Origin of the sequence: Acinetobacter sp. YH12140 (assembly GCF_013418475.1) — a bacterium.
Classification (GTDB): Bacteria; Pseudomonadota; Gammaproteobacteria; order Pseudomonadales; family Moraxellaceae; genus Acinetobacter; species Acinetobacter amyesii.
This window is the reverse complement of record NZ_VPBZ01000011.1, coordinates 68,726-86,873: the sequence shown is the minus strand read 5'-3', so window position 1 is coordinate 86,873 and position 18,148 is coordinate 68,726. Positions and strand designations below refer to the sequence as shown.

The 18,148-nt window shown below is 38.6% G+C and carries 13 protein-coding genes and 1 tRNA gene; 9 read left to right on the top strand and 5 right to left on the bottom strand.

Annotated features, from left to right (window positions below; all coding sequences use genetic code 11):
• Positions 1-60 precede the first annotated feature (60 nt).
• The 4 genes from FTU75_RS15920 to queA form a co-directional block, all read right to left on the bottom strand.
• Positions 61-957 carry a DUF4303 domain-containing protein gene (locus FTU75_RS15920; RefSeq protein WP_180116409.1) on the bottom strand — a complete coding sequence of 299 codons (897 nt, stop codon included), beginning with the start codon at positions 955-957 and terminating at the stop codon, positions 61-63.
• A gap of 80 nt (positions 958-1,037) precedes the next feature.
• Positions 1,038-1,604 carry a LemA family protein gene (locus FTU75_RS15915; protein WP_078191268.1) on the bottom strand — a complete coding sequence of 189 codons (567 nt, stop codon included), beginning with the start codon at positions 1,602-1,604 and terminating at the stop codon, positions 1,038-1,040.
• A 54-nt stretch (positions 1,605-1,658) separates the two neighbouring features.
• Positions 1,659-2,687: a hypothetical protein gene (locus FTU75_RS15910; RefSeq protein WP_180116408.1), complete on the bottom strand. Its 1,029-nt coding sequence runs from the start codon at positions 2,685-2,687 to the stop codon at positions 1,659-1,661.
• Positions 2,688-2,708: 21 nt separating this feature from the next.
• A complete protein-coding gene (gene queA, locus FTU75_RS15905; protein WP_180108091.1) occupies positions 2,709-3,749 on the bottom strand; it encodes a tRNA preQ1(34) S-adenosylmethionine ribosyltransferase-isomerase QueA in 1,041 nt (346 codons plus the stop codon).
• 178 nt (positions 3,750-3,927) lie between these two features.
• Here queA and FTU75_RS15900 point away from each other — a divergent pair.
• A tRNA-Leu gene (locus FTU75_RS15900) sits at positions 3,928-4,014 on the top strand.
• Between the two features lie 146 nt (positions 4,015-4,160).
• Complete coding sequence (locus FTU75_RS15895) at positions 4,161-4,844, top strand: hypothetical protein (RefSeq protein ID WP_180116407.1); 684 nt, start codon at positions 4,161-4,163, stop codon at positions 4,842-4,844.
• 81 nt (positions 4,845-4,925) lie between these two features.
• On the opposite strand, the gene FTU75_RS15890 is transcribed toward FTU75_RS15895, so the two are convergent.
• A complete protein-coding gene (locus FTU75_RS15890) occupies positions 4,926-7,160 on the bottom strand; it encodes an NADP-dependent isocitrate dehydrogenase (protein WP_180116406.1) in 2,235 nt (744 codons plus the stop codon).
• Between the two features lie 1,122 nt (positions 7,161-8,282).
• On the opposite strand from FTU75_RS15890, the gene FTU75_RS15885 reads away from it, so the two are divergent.
• The 7 genes from FTU75_RS15885 (at position 8,283) to FTU75_RS15855 (ending at position 18,148) form a co-directional block, all read left to right on the top strand.
• Positions 8,283-9,560 (top strand): sensor histidine kinase KdpD, encoded by a 1,278-nt coding sequence (locus FTU75_RS15885; protein WP_180066678.1) that lies wholly within the window; start codon positions 8,283-8,285, stop codon positions 9,558-9,560.
• A 117-nt stretch (positions 9,561-9,677) separates the two neighbouring features.
• A complete protein-coding gene (gene glnE, locus FTU75_RS15880; RefSeq protein ID WP_180116405.1) occupies positions 9,678-12,437 on the top strand; it encodes a bifunctional [glutamate--ammonia ligase]-adenylyl-L-tyrosine phosphorylase/[glutamate--ammonia-ligase] adenylyltransferase in 2,760 nt (919 codons plus the stop codon).
• A gap of 18 nt (positions 12,438-12,455) precedes the next feature.
• Positions 12,456-13,382: a branched-chain amino acid transaminase gene (locus FTU75_RS15875; protein ID WP_078191262.1), complete on the top strand. Its 927-nt coding sequence runs from the start codon at positions 12,456-12,458 to the stop codon at positions 13,380-13,382.
• 83 nt (positions 13,383-13,465) lie between these two features.
• Positions 13,466-14,353: a mitochondrial fission ELM1 family protein gene (locus tag FTU75_RS15870; RefSeq protein WP_180116404.1), complete on the top strand. Its 888-nt coding sequence runs from the start codon at positions 13,466-13,468 to the stop codon at positions 14,351-14,353.
• 199 nt (positions 14,354-14,552) lie between these two features.
• Positions 14,553-16,172 (top strand): sulfatase-like hydrolase/transferase, encoded by a 1,620-nt coding sequence (locus FTU75_RS15865; RefSeq protein WP_180116403.1) that lies wholly within the window; start codon positions 14,553-14,555, stop codon positions 16,170-16,172.
• 172 nt (positions 16,173-16,344) lie between these two features.
• A complete protein-coding gene (locus tag FTU75_RS15860) occupies positions 16,345-17,151 on the top strand; it encodes a polysaccharide deacetylase family protein (RefSeq protein ID WP_180116436.1) in 807 nt (268 codons plus the stop codon).
• 1 nt (position 17,152) lies between these two features.
• The gene (locus tag FTU75_RS15855) at positions 17,153-18,148 is read left to right on the top strand and encodes a glycosyltransferase (protein ID WP_180010953.1); all 996 of its coding nucleotides are present in this window, start codon (positions 17,153-17,155) and stop codon (positions 18,146-18,148) included.

Genomic DNA, 18,148 nt, shown 5'->3' with positions numbered 1-18,148 from the left:
AAAAAACAGTTCGCTGATGGTAAGAGTGCTAAAAGTGCTCTATTTTCCTTGATTCTGCGGTTAAACGCTAGCTTTGTCGGGTGTTAAGTCTGTAAATTTATAGATCGCTTCTTGTGACAAGGCTTCATCTGAACTCTTGGCATTAAAATAAAACTGGTTAATTCGCTGCAAAATTTCTTCTTTTTCCATCGCAAATGTGCCTTTCGGGTCCGATGTCATGGCTACGATACTGTCAATGAGCTTTTGAATATAGGGGTTCGTGGTTGCATAACTTTTTTCTAAGCTTAAAAGATAGACTTCATTGGCAACATGTAAATAGCTATAAGGTTGTATTTCAACGATTTGTGCTAAATCAATCAGCAGGTCTTTATCATACTGAGACAGCTTCATACGTTTAGGTAAGCTGTCGAGTTTGAGCGGTTGTTTGGATTTAAGAAAATCGTCAAGTTGTGTACTTGGAGGATTTAAAACCTGAGCTGAATAAATCTCTATTTCGGGCTGTGTCGGCACCGTGATAAAAAACAGAATATTGTCCAATTCAATGCCATAGGACTGAGCCAAGTCGACTTTTGTTTGTTGTATGGCATTGAGCAAGATTGAAAGATGGTTAGCCGATTCAGACTTTATTATGCTTTCGATCGAAGATGGATCAAGGTCTAAAAGACCCACTTCATTTACAGATGTTAGTTTAAACTGCGCCAAGTCTTGACTTAAAGACGGTAGGCTACGATAGCGCCATTTCGACACATTCCATCGATCATGCGCTGCAAGATATTGAGCAGAATCTTCATCTTCGGCAAAAATACTACGCTGCGTAGAGACAGCGATATAATCCATGGATAAATAGGAATTGAAGACCAACGTACATGCGTAAATATGGTCGTCCTGGTGCTGTTCATAGAGTTTGAAAAACGCCTGAATCAGCACATTTTTTAGTGCATTAATTTGATTGTGCATATTTTATTTTTCTTTCTAGTTTTGGAGGTGCTTGATCACCTCATCATTATTTTTTTACTTTGGTACGTTAAAGCCCGAACTTAAAAGTTCGGACGATAATCAAAATTTTGGCTGGCAGCTTGATCGCGGAAAGGGCGAACCGCTTTTTTACTCAGCAATAGCGTATTAATAATATTGTTAGGAAACACTTGAATGTGGTTGTTGAACAACTCAACGTTGCGGTTAAAAATAGTAATCGCCGCACCGACATTTTCGTTTTGTTCTTCAATTTCATTCATCATTTTCAGATAAATATCATTGGCTTTAAGCTCTGGATAGTTTTCAACCACAACATTCAGGCTGCGCATTAGATCTTGATTTAAGGCTTCAATACGCTGTAATTGGCTGACATCGGTACTGTTTACGTTCAAATTCATAATGTTTTGACGGAGTTCAGTGACTTTTGCCAAAGTCCCTTGTTCAAAATTGGAATATTGCTCAACCAAAGGCTGTAATCCATCTAAAATTTTGATTTTTTGACGTTCATAGCTGGCTACATCTGACCATGCACGAATGGTTGCATTGTGATGTCGGACAATATTGTTGCGAATCATGATTGCACCAATCACCAATGCAATGATGATTAAAACAAAGATCAAAAGCCCCATAAAATTTTATCCTCAAGATAAAAGGTCGTAATTTAAAACATTATTATATGAAATCTATTTTAAAAACTGCGTTAAGTCGTTTTTCAAATTTTCTAAAGCATTTAATTTAAAGGTTCTGAGATGTCCACGCAATGCCGAAACATCCTTAATTCGTTTTGCTTTACTACTGACTTTAAATAAATCTGTAGAGCCAAGATAGCACATTATGCGGTGGCTCGGATGAAATAGCAGATCACCTTCACGGTTTTGAAAAAAATCCGCTAGTCGGAGGACAAAGCCCGGGCTGAGCAATTTAGCGATTTCCATTTGGTTCTCGCCATAAAACTTTAATTTTTGATTGGTTTGAATGTCGCTGCTGTGCCAAGGAAAACTATAAGGATAGCCAAAGTTTTTGCCTGTTGCAGATACGGCAAGTCCATGGATGCCAATATCAAAAACAAATATGCCCCACAGGTCTTTATGAATTTCTTTAACCGTGACTTCATCACCGTCTTTGTCACGTACCTTCAGTTCATTTACATAGTGATAATGAAAGACCATGACCTGATGCTGTTGCTGATTTTCATCTTCCCAAACGGTGCTTGCAAAGGTCTGAATATCATTCAAAAGGCTGCCTTGCTTAAACACGGGGAACATGCGTTTAAGATTGCCAATAAATTGCAGATTATTCAGTGGCATTGAAATGTATTGAGGCTGTCGGTTAAAAGCTAATTGGTATTTTCTGGCAATGCATTCGGTTTCTAAAAACGCAATAACTTCTTCGAGCGGATCATCTTTTTCATAGCTGATATAAGCCCAGAACACCATGGCCACCCCCGCAGCAAAGCAGAGCTGTGCCCAGCCATGATCGGGCTGAATCACAATAAACAGCATGAAGCCGATACCCAGCGCAGCTAAAGCTAAGGGGAGTAAATTTTCAAATTTGAGCGTAATGGGTGCATTCCATGGATGCAGCCCATCGAGGAGTTCTTGGTGAGTTTTTGCGTTTCGGCCTATATCCCAAAGCCGAGCGATATTCTGAAAAACTACAGCATTCTTCTTACGACGAATATGGATGGAGTGCTTTACAGAATCGATCGGCATGGGGACTAAGTCATCGCATGGTTATTGATGGTTAATATTATCAATTAACATCGCATCACCATAACTAAAGAATCGATATTGGCTTTCGACGGCATGGTGATAGGCATTCAAAATATTATCTCGACTGGACAACGCTGACACTAACATGAGCAATGTAGATTCAGGTAAATGGAAGTTGGTAATTAAACGATCGACTACTTTGAACTCATAACCTGGGTAGATAAAGATTTGTGTATCACCAGTCCAACCCTTGAGTTCGCCGCCATTGGCTTGAGCTGCACTTTCAGTCGCACGAGTCGCTGTAGTACCGACAGCAATAACTTTATTGCCACGTGCTTTTGTCTCACGGATTAAAGCCATAGATTCTTCTGATACGTCACACCATTCGCTGTGCATGATGTGATTTTCAATGTCATTGGTACGTACGGGTAAGAATGTACCTGCACCCACATGCAAGGTAACAAAGGTTTTATTTACGCCTTTGTCCGCCAATTTTTTGAGTAGCGCTTCATCAAAATGTAAGCTTGCTGTTGGTGCTGCAACTGAAGCCAATTTGGTCGGATCGTTAAAAACAGTTTGGTAACGTTCGGTATCAATCGCTTCTGCTTCACGGTTAAAGTAAGGTGGAATCGGTAAAGCACCGTATAAATCTAAAACTTGTAAAATAGGCTGTGAAAATTCCACAACAAATAAGTTTTCATGACGGCCTTGAACGGTCACTTTAACTTCGTCTGGACCAATAAATAACTCCGCACCTTCTTTAGGTGTATTGCTGGCTTTAATGTGGCAATGTGCGGTTTTCGGGTCAAGAATACGTTCAACCAAGACTTCAACTGCACCACCAGTTGCTCGTTTGCCTTTCAAGCGGGCTTTCATCACTTTGGTATCGTTTAGTACCAATAAGTCACCTTCATTGAGCAAGTCTAGAATGTCAGTGAAATGATGGTCGTGATATTCGCCATTCAGGTCGAGATGGAGTAGGCGTGATGCACTACGTGTTTCAAGCGGATAGCGGGCAATGAGTTCGTCGGGGAGATTGAAGTTAAAGTCAGAAAGTTGCATGTTAAGAAATCTGAAAAGGGGATAATGAAATTTGGCTTAGTATAAGCTTTTTTGGGTTTTAACGCTGAAATTGATGGATTATCCATCTAAAAATTCTTATACGGTTTATTTTTAATCAAATGAGAACATCATGCGTTGACAAGTTTTTGAAACAGTTTATTATACGTTTCAACACCTTCCCGAGGTGGTGAAATTGGTAGACGCGGTGGATTCAAAATCCACTATCAGAGATGATGTGTCGGTTCGAGTCCGACCCTCGGGACCAAAATTCTAAAAGACCCCAAGCTTATTAAGACTTGGGGTTTTTTATTGCCTGTTAATTAAAAAATTATAAATGAGAAAGGCTTTTCATCGTTTAAAACTAATGTTAAATCATGTATCTATCTAAATTTATTATGTTGAGATGCATAAATGGAAATTGATTGGAAGCTTATAGCTCCTATCGCAGGTATTTTTATAACTATTATTACGTTATTTTTAAAAAGACATGAAATTACAAGTTTAAAACATAAGAAAATTTCAGATAGGCTTGCTTCTAGTGTCCAATATTTTGAAAAGTATTATGAGCGTGGACAAACAAATCAGCTTGTTTTGGATAGGGCGGCGCAGGATCTTGCTAAAAGTCCAAATGTGGATCATAACTTAGTCAATAGGCTAATAGAGCTTCATCAGAATTATTTAATTAATTTTGATCGTATGATTTTGTTATTTGACGATGGCGTTCAATACATTATTTATAAGAAAAGACAAACCTTGGATTTGTCGAAAGATTTATTAATAAAACCTTTCCTGAATCTTGGTTCAACTCCTAGGCGCTATTTGTTTATAGCTGGATATTTTATTTTTGCCTTTATAGGAGGGATGCTTTTATGGGGGGTAATTAATTCTATAGGTGTTCAATTTATTATTAATATCGTATTTATTTTTGCTTCTTTTATTTTGATTGCATTGGCGCTTTTATGCTTGGTATTGGAGGATAAACTGCAAAGTGCATTTGATTTTGTTAAAGAATTAAAAGAAGCTGATGAAAAATATAAAGCAATGGAAAAACCTAGAACTATAATTCTATTGAGTCGGAATGATAAGCAATTTTGAAATTATTAGTTTGTCACAAAAAAACCAGCGCTTTCGCGCTGGTTTTTTTACATCACTAACTTGCGTTAGTTTTGCATCAACTTATTGAGCAGCTTCAAGAGCAGCATTTAAAGTTGCGCTTGGACGCATTACAGCATTTACTTTTGCTGTATCTACAGCGTAGTAACCACCGATGTCCGCGGCTTTACCTTGAACTTCAGCAAGTTCTGCAACGATTTTTTCTTCGTTTTCAGCAAGTGCTTGAGCAAGAGGAGCAAACTTCGCTTTCAATTCAGCATCTTCGTCTTGCGCAGCAAGTTCTTCAGCCCAGTATTTAGCCAGGTAGAAGTGGCTGCCACGGTTGTCAAGTTCGCCAGTACGACGTGATGGAGACTTGTCATTGTCAAGCAATTTACCAGTCGCAGCATCAAGCGTATTTGCAAGAAGTTTCGCTTTCGCGTTGTTTTCTTTGATGCCCATTTCTTCTAGAGAAACAGCAAGCGCCAAGAACTCACCTAAAGAATCCCAACGTAAGTGGTTTTCTTCTACAAGTTGTTGTACGTGTTTAGGCGCAGAACCACCCGCACCAGTTTCGTACATGCCGCCACCAGCCATTAGAGGCACGATAGAAAGCATTTTCGCAGAAGTACCCAATTCCATAATCGGGAATAAGTCTGTTAGGTAGTCACGTAGGATGTTACCAGTTACAGAAATTGTATCTAGGCCGCGAGCAACACGTTCAAGTGTATAACGCATAGCACGTACTTGAGACATGATTTGAATATCTAAACCAGTAGTGTCGTGCTCTTTCAAGTAAGTTTGAACTTTCTTGATGAGTTCGTTTTCGTGTGGACGGTACGGGTCAAGCCAGAAGATCGCAGGCATGCCTGAGTTACGTGCACGAGTCACAGCAAGTTTCACCCAGTCACGGATTGGAGCGTCTTTCACTTGGCACATACGCCAGATATCGCCTTCTTCCACGTTTTGTGACATCAACACTTCACCTGTTTCAAGGTCAGTGATGTTTGCAACACCCGCTTCAGCGATTTCGAAAGTTTTGTCGTGTGAGCCGTATTCTTCCGCTTTTTGCGCCATCAGACCAACGTTAGGAACTGTACCCATAGTGCGTGGGTCAAAGTTACCATTCCATTTACAGAAATTGATCATTTCTTGGTAGATACGCGCGAAAGTAGATTCAGGCATTACAGCTTTACAGTCGTACTGTTTGCCGTCAGCACCCCACATTTTACCGCCACCACGGATCATTGCAGGCATAGATGCATCTACAATTACGTCATTAGGTGAGTGGAAGTTAGTGATGCCTTTTGCAGAATCAACCATTGCAAGTGCAGGACGGTGTTCTTGGCAAGCATGTAAGTCAGCAATGATTTCTTCACGAAGAGAAGTCGGAAGAGTTTCAATTTTTTCGTAAAGACCAGACATACCATTGTTGATGTTAATACCTAACTCATCAAACAATTTGCCGTGTTTTTCGAATGCATCTTTGTAGTATATCTTCACACAGTGACCGAAAACGATTGGGTGAGACACCTTCATCATGGTCGCTTTTACGTGTAGAGAGAACAAAATGCCTGCTTCTTTACAATCATCTAATTCTTTTTCATAGAAGTCGCAAAGTGCTTTTTTGCTCATGAACATTGAGTCGATGATTTCGCCGTCTTGAAGCGCAACTTTAGGCTTAAGAACAATAGTTTCACCAGACTTAGTGATCAATTCCATTTTTACATTGCGAGCGCGGTCTAAAGTCATAGACTTTTCGCCGTGGTAGAAGTCACCTTCGTCCATGTGAGAAACGTGAGTTTGTGACCACTGTTTCCATTCGCTCATAGAGTGCGGATGTTTCTTCGCGTAATTTTTTACTGCAGTAGGCGCACGACGGTCAGAGTTACCTTCACGAAGTACAGGATTTACAGCAGAACCTAGGCATTTGCTATAACGTGCCTTGATTTCTTTTTCTTCCTCAGTCGCTGGGTTTTCTGGGTAGTTCGGAATTGCAAAACCTTTAGACTGTAATTCTTTAATGCAAGCAGTTAATTGGCCAACTGAAGCACTGATGTTTGGAAGTTTGATAATGTTTGTGCTTGGATCTTGGGTTAATTGTCCAAGCTCTGCCAAGTTATTTGGCACCTTTTGTTCTTCGCTTAGGTAGTCTGAAAATTCAGCGAGTACACGTGCTGCAACTGAGATATCGCGTTTAACGATTTCAACGCCAGCAGGTTTAGTAAAGGTTTCAATGATCGGCAGCAGAGAGTAAGTCGCCAATAATGGCGCCTCGTCGGTCAGTGTGTAGATGATAGTTGACTTTCCACCAGCCATATATAGCCCCTTGCTTTAGATTGTGTCTTTGAGGTTCGAGCTTGTGGCTCGCCTCTATGAACCGATTTGCTTAAATAAAACTATGAAAGTATCGGGGTTCATTGCTTTTCAGTCAACGCAAGATCCTGTGATGTGGTCATTTCGTAGAAAAATGATACAAAAGAAGTGCAGTTTGACGCCCAATTTTAGCGCAAAACCGAGAAGGGAAATATTGAAAGCTTGTTATTCATAGCTTAAAGCTATTGAACAATTAAATTTATATCATTTTTTGGGGGCTGATCTGTTCTTTATGGCTCGTTCAAGTTTTAGTTGTAAAGCAAAGCGTTTGATAGGTCAAACCGAATGCCTTAACTTTTAGATGTAGATTTGGTGCGGAAGTTCAAAAATTAGTCAGGGTTGGGGACTTTATTAAAGAATGACGTGAGTTTGATGCTCCGTTTGACTTTGAACGGTCGCGGAATGTTTATGCGATAACTTATATATCTGATGAATAAGGCATGGCATTTTTTCAGCTTCAGTCATTTGGGTGAATGAGTTCATGTGCAGTAGAAGCATGAAACGAATGTTTAGCTCAGTTTAATAAAGTAAAAGCGAGCAAGTATGGTTTAATGCTCAAATGACACACACAACTGATAAAAACTAATAAATTAGTCTAATAGAAAGGATTAATAATAGATTCATTTAGTGTAGCTGACTGAAACGAGCATCCTGATGAGTAATCTGGTCATAGAATAGTCATAAAACTCACTATTTTTTGTGATGTATTTAAAGAAAATTAAACCCAGTTTTTTAGGTCTTATGTAAATGAATATTTCTTTTGGTCATGTTTTTAGTTTGAATAAAACGCGAAAAGTGCGATTTAAAATAAACAGTCAATAAAATTTAAATTAATTTAAGTTTCTAATTTTATTGTTTTAATTTTTGTTTTACCTTTAATGTAATATTCTTTATAGATATTTTTATTTTCTAATTGGATGAAAGTTCGATTAAATAGCGCATTCGTAAATGATGTTTGTCTTTTTGTTGGGTTTTGTTATTGAGTGTTTGGGGTATTTTTGCTATTAATCTTGAACATAACAGTTGGTTTTTATCTTTAAGATAAACCCTGAGGAGAGCAACGGGATGGCTTTACGTTTACTGGATATTGGTACACAAACCGAATTATTAACTGCCTGTCGTTTGTCTTTATTGATGGGGGTTTATACGGACGACAACCGCATTGCAGAATTTTTAAAGTTCGCGCGTGGTATTGTGCAAGTCGATAATGCTGTCCTCGCATTTAAAAATGAACCTTATATATGGTATGCGTCAGAGCACATATTTAAGGCCTTTATGGCCGAAGCTGATGATGATCGTCTAGATCAGTTTTTTGCTGAACATTCTCGTATAGACCGAGACGCTGAAAATTACCAAGCTTATTCCGACTATATGCAAGAACTTGGATTAGGGCATCAGCGTTTAGTCGCTTTCGATTTAAAATATGATCAAGAATCTATCGGTAAAGTTATTTTATTCGATGATCAAGTCACTGCATTTGAAGCCAAACAATTAAAGATCGTTGAAGAATTTGTACAAAGTCTAGTCAATATTATTCAACTTCGTGTTGAAAATGCCGAATTAAAAGAAGCCTATGAACAGCAGTCGGCACTGAATTTTAGTAAGACTAAATTTTTCCAAATTATTGCGCATGATTTAAGAGCACCTTTTCATGGTCTACTTGGATTTTCTGAAGTTTTGGCACAGGAGCGTCATACCTTAGATGATTCGAGTGTGCAAAATATTGCAGACTATTTATATGACACCACACAATCGACGTATAACCTCTTAGAAAGCCTGTTGAACTGGGCCATGGCAGAAGGTGGTCGCTTTGTTTATCACCCGATTAATTTTGATTTACATCAGTCTGCAAAAATCGTCAGTGATGTCTTAAATAGCTTGGCTGTGAAGAAAAATATTCGACTGATCAATGCCGTGCCTGAAGGTATTAAAGTCAATGCAGATATCAATATGATCACATCAGTGATGCAAAACTTGGTGTCAAACGCATTGAAATTTACCCATACCGATGGTAGAGGTGTGGTGACGATTTCAGCCGATCGAGATGGAGAACGGGTTGTATTCACTATTCAAGATACTGGATTGGGGATGACCCAAGCTCAGATCGATGATTTATTTCAGCAAAAACTGACGGTTAGTATTAAAGGTACGGCAGGAGAACGTGGTACGGGGTTGGGTTTAGTCCTTTGTAAACGTTTTGTGGACTTAAATCAGGGTGAAATTGTGGTGAATTCGAAAGAAGGTGAAGGCACACAATTTAAAGTCTGGTTGCCACAGGCGACGAGCCTGCATCAAACCCTAAATACCGAGAGTAGCAGTGCACAGAAAGATGCGACCTTATAAAGATGGGACCTTAAGTGAACTTTAATACGCATCTATTGGTATAAAAGCCTAAAAATACTTTTCCCTAAGCGTTATCAACTGTTATAACTAGAAAAAAATCACGCTAGGGTTTGTGAAATGAATGCGGAGCAATTGCAGAAAACATTACGTGCCAGTCAATATGCTGAACAGGTGCTCGGAATCCATCAGGCCAGTTTAGAACAAGACTATGCAATTGATCAGTTTCAAACCTCGCTCAGTACAGCACAAATTCAACATTTTGTCGCAAGCAGCCTTGCCGATATCCAAGATGAAAATAGTTGGATGCGTGCAATTCGTGTGCTGCGCGCACGTCTGATGTTTCGTTGGATTTGGCAAGATGCCAATCAACTCACCGATGTCGTCACCTTAACTCGAGAGCTTTCAGACTTTGCCGATGCGTCCATCTGTGCGGCAAAAGATTTTGCGCTGAATCCGTTGATTGCGAAATATGGCGAACCGCTAGGCTATAAGGGGAAAGTTCAAGACCTAATTGTGGTTGCCATGGGAAAACTTGGTGCACAGGAACTTAATCTTTCAAGTGATATTGATCTTATTTTTGCCTTTGATGAACAGGGCGAAACCAATGGTCGAAAATGTATCGATGTACAGCAGTTCTGTATTTTGTGGGGACAAAAATTAATTTACCTGCTTGACCATATTACCGCAGATGGTTTTGTCTTCCGTGTAGATATGCGCCTTCGCCCATGGGGTGATGGTTCTGCCTTGGCAATCAGTCATGCGGCATTAGAAAAATATTTAAGCCAGCATGGACGCGAATGGGAACGCTATGCCTGGATTAAGGCACGTATCGTCACGGGCGGTAAAGAAGGCGCCGAGTTATTGGAAATGACCCGACCTTTCGTCTTCCGCAAATATGTCGATTACACCGCTTTCGAAGCTATGCGTGACATGAAAGCCATGATCGAACGTGAAGTGCTACGTCGTAATATCGAAGATGATATTAAACTCGGTGCAGGCGGAATTCGTGAAGTTGAGTTTATTGTTCAAGTCTTTCAGCTCATCTATGGCGGTTCAAAACTCGAGTTGCAAGACCGTCAATGTTTAGTGAGTCTGCATCATTTAGGTGAAGTTGGATTATTAGAAAAAACCGCAGTTGCTGATCTAGAAGATGCATATTTATTTTTACGTCGCATTGAACATGCGATTCAAGCGCTCAATGATCAGCAAACCCAATCGTTGCCACATGAGCCTGAACCCCGCCAACGTATTTTAGATACTTTAGGTTTTGCATCTTGGGATGACTTTTTGCATGTGCTCAATCAGAAACGTGCCAAAGTCATTTACCAATTTGAACATCTTATCAAAGAAAAAGAACCCGATCCGTTATTGGAAAGCTTTAGTCATTTAGAAGCACAGTTAAATGATGTTTTAGATGATGATGCCAAAAATTTAATTCACGAATTTTGGTATGGGCATGCGCTGAAAAAATTACCTGCCAAAGCAGTACAGCGTTTAAAAACTTTTTGGCCACATCTCATTGAAGCGATATTACAGTCAGATAAACCTCAGGTGGCTTTACTACGTCTCATGCCTCTGGTGGAGTCGGTGCTGCGCCGTACGGTCTATTTGGTGATGCTGATTGAGAGCAAAGGGGCATTACAACGATTAGTGAAAATGGCAACAGTGAGTCCGTGGATCTGCGAAGAATTGACGCATTATCCCGTGCTGTTGGATGAGTTTTTATCGATGGATTTTGAGCTGCCAAAGCGTAAAGATTTAGAAGACTCTCTACGTCAACAACTGCTTCGAATTGAAATTGATCAAGTTGAAGATCAGATGCGTGTTCTTCGATTATTTAAAAAATCCAATGTCTTAGCAGTAGCTGCTAGTGATGTTTTGGCTGAAAGCCCATTGATGAAAGTATCGGATGCATTGACCGATATTGCTGAAGTGTCGGTGAATGCAACCTTGCATTTGGCATATCAAATTGTTGCCAAAAAACATGGCTATCCAATTGATGCAGAAGGGCAGCGTTGTTCGATTGATCACACGGCTTTCGCGGTAATTGGCTATGGCAAGGTGGGTGGCATTGAGCTGGGTTATGGTTCGGACTTGGATTTGGTGTTTATTCACTATATGGACGAACAAGCCGATACCGATGGACAGAAACCAATTAGTGGCTTTGAATTTGCCATGCGGGTGGCACAAAAATTTATGTCCTTAATGACCACGCAAACCCTAGATGGTCGAGTGTATGAGGTGGATACACGTTTACGACCTTCGGGAGAGGCGGGTTTATTGGTGACCAGCTTAAAAGCCTTTGAGCAATATCAACATAAAAATGCTTGGGTCTGGGAGCATCAAGCTTTAGTACGTGCCAGAACGATTGCAGGTGAACACAGTTTACGGATTGAAATTGAAAACTTGCGCTGCAATATTTTGACTCAGCCACGCGATGAGAACAATGTTCGTGCAGAAGTGCTAAAAATGCGCCAAAAAATGAAAGACCATCTAGGTTCTTCTAAAGAGCAGCAAAAAGATGGAATTTTTCATTTAAAACAAGATGCAGGTGGTATCGTTGACATCGAATTTATGGCACAGTATGCAGTATTAGCATGGAGTGGGTCGAATCCCGATCTCGCCCATTACTCTGACAACGTACGAATCCTTGAGGATGCCGCAAGAACGGATTGCTTATCCAGCGCCGATGCGACAGCATTGATTCAAGCTTATCTCCGTGAACGAGCCGAGAGCCACCGTTTAGCGCTTGCGAATCAATCCATGCAAGTTTCAGCTGACGATTGGCACGATACCCGAGTGGTCGTTTGCAAGCTATGGCAAAGATTAATTGATCCAACTGCAACGTTTGCATTGGATAAAAATGACTGTGTATAAAAATTTGGAGTGTGTGCCATGAACTTGGCTGATCGTGATGGTTTTATTTGGCAAGATGGACAATTAGTTGACTGGCGTGAGGCGAAAACTCACGTATTAACACATACATTGCATTACAGCATGGGTGTGTTTGAAGGCGTCCGTGCTTATGAAACTCCGAATGGAACGGCTATTTTCCGTTTAAAAGAACACACTAAGCGTTTATTAAATTCTGCAAAAATTTATCAAATGAAAGTCCCATTTGATCATGCAGCATTAGAACAAGCTCAAATTGATGTGGTTCGTGAAAACAAATTGGCTTCTTGCTACCTACGTCCAATTATTTTTATTGGTTCAGAAAAGTTAGGTATCGCAGCAACTGACAATACCATTCATGCCGTTGTTGCTGCATGGAGTTGGGGTGCTTACCTTGGTGATGAAGCGATGGCGAAGGGTATTCGTGTTAAAACGTCTTCATTTACGCACCATCATCCAAACGTGACCATGTGTAAAGCAAAAGCATCTGGTAACTATACTTTGTCAATTCTTGCACACCAAGAAGTGGCACATGCTGGCTATGACGAAGCAATGTTACTCGACCCACAAGGTTATGTATGTCAAGGTTCAGGCGAAAACGTATTCTTAGTTCGTGATGGCGTGATTCATACTCCTGACATCGCGGGTGGTGCACTTGATGGTATTACCCGTCAAACCATTATTACGATTGCGAAAGACCTTGGTTTTGAAGTGGTTGAACGTCGTATTACACGTGACGAATTCTATATCGCTGATGAAGCATTCTTTACAGGTACTGCTGCTGAAGTGACGCCAATCCGTGAATATGATGACCGTCAAATTGGTGAAGGTTGTCGTGGTCCAATCACTGAGCAAATCCAAACTGCATTCTTTAATGCGGTTCAGGGTAAAGACCCTAAATATGCGCACTGGTTAACTTACGTAAAATAAGCTGATCGGTTAAGATGAAAAGGCGAAACTAAGTTTCGCCTTTTTTATTGGCTTGAAGATATTGAATTTTTGGGAACGTGACTATGCATATTGTTTATATCAGTGATGGTAAAGCAGGACATCGCTCACAAGCTTTGGGTTTATTTAAAGCCATGCAGCGCCAATCTCAGGAAATAGTCACATTTCAAGAAATTTCAATTGATGATTTGCCTATAGTGACACTTATTTCTGCGCTGTTTAGCCATCAGCTTCATACTGTTGAACACGAGCCAACCTATATTTTTGGCGTCGGTAGCCACACACATTTTCGAGTATGGCTGTTAGGCAAAGTGTATAACAAAGCCAAAACCATTATTTTAATGAAGCCAAGCTTGCCGTTTGCATGGTTTGATTATGCTGTGATTCCACAGCACGATGGTATTCAAGCATCAAATAAAGTACTAACGACACAAGGTGCGTTAAATCCTATTGTAAATGAAGAGCGGCATCAGCATGGTCGAATCCTGATCGCTTTGGGTGGCTCTTCAAAACGCCATCAGTGGAATGCAGCTAAAGTACTTCATGCAATTGGACAGATAGTCGAGCAGAATCCAAATTCAGAAATCATTTTGACCACTTCACGGCGCACACCAAAAGCGTTTTTAGCAGAATTAAAACAGTTAAAGAATATTGAAAAAGTACAGATTTTCCCAGTTGAAGTCACTCCGCAAGGTTGGATTTTCGAAGAAATGCAAAAAGCTGAAGCGGTTTGGGTAACTGAAGATAGTGTTTCAATGATTTACGAGGCACTCACCGCGGGTTGTAAAGTCGGGGTGATTGAAGTGGATCGACTCAGACATGATCGAATTACAACATCTGTCGATCACCTTTTTCATCAACAGTATATTACTTATTTTACTGCCTTGTCTAAGTTAGCTCAACCACAATATTTTGCTGAAGCAACTCGAGTTGCAGTTGAAATATTCAAATAAAGAACAGATTCTTTAATATAAACATCTTGATAAATTAAGATACTAAAATGCAGTGACTAAGGCTTACGCTTTTTTTTGAACAATATCAATAAAATAAATGATGGAAAAAAAGCCGTAACTTAAGTACAGTGGCGTTCAAAATTTGTATCTAAGGAAAATAGCAGCAAGTCCTGATACAAGAACATTATTGGAGATAGGAATGACATTGCTTCTACATAAAAAGAGTGTAATTCACTTTTTTTATACATTTTTTTTAGTGCTTTTTTTGGGGGGGGCAGAATACTTTTTAACAAAGAATGGAGTAGTAAGTATTGAGTTATCAAAATATGTTGAAAGTTACTTATTAGTTTTCATTTTATTTTATCTCTGTTTATTATCTGGGTATAAAACTTTTTCCTTAATTGTAACTAACTTTATTATTTACATTATTGGTTCCAATATTGTTTTTTTGACCTATTTTGGCCGTTTATTAATGCCTTATGATATTAGTCAATTTTTTTATGAATTTGCCGATATTATGGGAGGATTGTCTGGTGGAATAAAAATTTTCCTTATTCCGCTGTGTCTATATTTACTGCTGATTGTTTTAAATACTATTTATATTTTGAAATATGTAAACAATAAAGAAGCAGGATATAAAAAATACCTCTTTTTTATGGTTGCCGTATTAGGTTTAATGGGACTTATGATTCCAGCCTTAAAGGGAAAAGTCTTTGAAAATAATCTACATTACCCAGTTGTGAGAAATACCATTAATTGTATTTCCAGCTTTTTAATTGGAAGCAGTAAATCTTTATTTACAGAACCTGAAGCTAAAAAAGTATATTCAAAATACAGTGTTGAAAATATTGATACAGTGCAAGACTTTAATGTGATTGTGGTCGTTGGTGAAAGTACTGCATTTAAACATTTGGGCTTATATGGTTATGAAAGGCAAACCACCCCATTTTTGAGCTCACTTAATGGGCAATCAGGTTTTAAATATTTTTATGGCATCAGTCGAGGTTTTTCTACACGTATAGGTGTTCCACTTTTGCTTAATGTTATTTATGAACCAGATAATGCTGAGCAGTTATTATCCATGCAAACAAATTTATTTACGCTTGCTAAAGAGACTGGCCGCAATACCTTATACCTATCTAATCAAAAATCTGGCGTTCTCGCATCTTTAGTAAACATGAAAGATATTAATCAATTTCATGATGTTTTCTCTAAAGAAATGCCAGAGAATACAACTGATATGCGATTAATAGAGTTGATGGAAAAGAAGAAAGAGGCTTTAGTGAAAACGCCATATTTTATGGTTCTGCACCAGCGTAATAGTCATTTTGCATATGAAGAAAACTACCCGCAGGCTTATAATTTTTATACAGGCAATAAAGATGAGTTTTCAAAATTAGTTGATACTTATGATAACTCAATGCATTTTCAAGATGATTTTTTTAAAGCCTTGAGAGCCTCAGCTCAAAGAGTGAGTTCTAAGCCAACGCTTATTTTCTATACATCAGATCATGGTGAGTTATTTGGTGAGAATAGTTTATGGGGACATGGAACTCCAATTTTGCAGTCCGCTGCTGTGCCAATTCTGATGTTTGGGGTCAACGGTGCTGAAAAATGGGTAGATGATCTTCAATATTCAAATTGTTATATGACAAATTATGAATTGGGTAAAATTGTTGCTGCTTCATTTGGACGTAAAATTATTAATCCAAATGAAAATAACGATCAAATTTTTATTAATATTAATTTACCGCTGGATAGCTCTAGTAAATTTACAGAAGTAAACGCTAAAGAAGCCAAAGCGTTATGTTCACAATAAGGCAGCGCTCAATTTAAAAGGGACTTAAAAACTGAATTCTATTCAATATAGAATTCAGTTTTTTAATGGAATTTTAAATACACAATACGGCTCGCTCAATTTGAGAACTTTTCTTTTCTTATGAAGAGGACTGTGGCACTATTTGGAAAGGAACTTTGGTTTGGTCCATATTGTGATTTATATTTGTATTTTTACACTCATGATTTTACTCGCGTGGAGTTATAAATATGCTTGGTGGAAGCCAGCAGTAGATTGGGATAGACCACGAATTTTAATGTATCACATGGTACGTGAGCATATAGATGGTGCAAAGTTTAATAAATTACGAGTTAAGCCTACTGAGTTTGAAAAGCAAATAGCATGGTTAAAAGCAGAAGGTTTTAACTTTGTAACTATGCAGGAATTACAAGATCATTGGGGGGAGCATCCTGCAAAAACTGTTGCAATCACTTTTGATGATGGTTATTTAGATAACTTGGAAAATGCTTTTGCAATTTTAGAAAAATATCAAGCCAAAGCGACGATTTATGTAGTGGTAGACCGACATGATCGAGATTGGTCAACCTACAAAAAAGCGCATCATAATAGTGGTGAACTTGCCCGTGAACCTAAATTAAATGATGAACAAGTCAAATTTTTATCAAATTCTGGTTTGATTGAAATTGGTTCACATACAATGACCCATGCGAATCTTGCAAAGTTGGATGATACTGAATGCTTAGCTGAGTTAACACAATCCAAGCAATCACTTGAAAGTTTGATTCATCGCTCTGTAAATAGCTTTGCATATCCATTTGGTATTTATGCAGCGCGTGATGTAAGTTTGGCGCAGCAGGCAGGATATACCAATGCAGTAACAACACAAGAAGGCATAGATGGGAAAATGCCTGATTTTATGCAATTGCAACGTATTAAAATCAGCGGAAAAGATTCATTATTTGCTTTTAAATTGCGAATGAAATTGGGGAAGCGGAATTAAGATGCATATCTGTTTAGTGATGGCTGGCGATGAAGATGGTGGTTTGGAAAAGCATGTTGTTGAGTTGGCGAATGGCCTAGTTAAGTATGGTCATAAAGTTACTTTAATTGCTCATGAAAAATACCAATCCCGAGTTGATGGAGTTGATTTTAAAGCATTAGATTTAAGCAAGGGGCGTAGGAATCTTATTTTATTATGGCAACTTTATCATCTTGTTAAATCAATCAGAGCAGATGTTTTACACGTACATGCAAATAAAGCTGTAACTATGATTGCTCCATTTTTAACGTGGTTAAAAATTCCAAGTGTAGCAACTTTGCATAATTTTAAGAGGAATATAACAGCATTTGAAAAATTTGATCGAGTAATAGCGGTAAGTCAGAGTGTAGCGAATCAATTTTCAAATCAACAGAAAGTTAGAGTCGTTTTAAATGGAGTAAGTGTACCTAAAAATGAAGTTTCTGAAAAAAAAATTAATAGCAATATACAGGCTTTAGCAATTGGGCGATTAGTGCCAGCAAAAGGTTTCGATCTTTTAATAGAAGCATGGCAAGGTATTTCTGCAAACTTAATTATAATAGGTGATGGACCAGATAGAGAAAGCCTGCAACAACAAATTGATTTGTTAGGTTTACAGCAAAACATTCAATTATTAGGATATAGAAGTGATGTCAATGAGCTGCTATATAATTCAGATATTTTAGTAATTTCTTCTAGAAATGAAGGTGGGCCATACACATTATCAGAAGCATTGCTTTCGAATCGTCCAGTCATTTCTACGAATGTTGGCATGGTTTCTGATATTTTGCCTTTTGAATTTATATGCCCAATACAAGATGTTTTAGCATTACATAATTTAATTGAAAAGCATTTTTCCAACTTTAAAGATCTACAGCAGTCTTTTAAACCAATTTATGAATTGGCAAAGCAGAATCTTACTATTGATGCCATGCTTGAGCATACTGTTCAAGTATACCAGGAACTAATACGTGGTTAA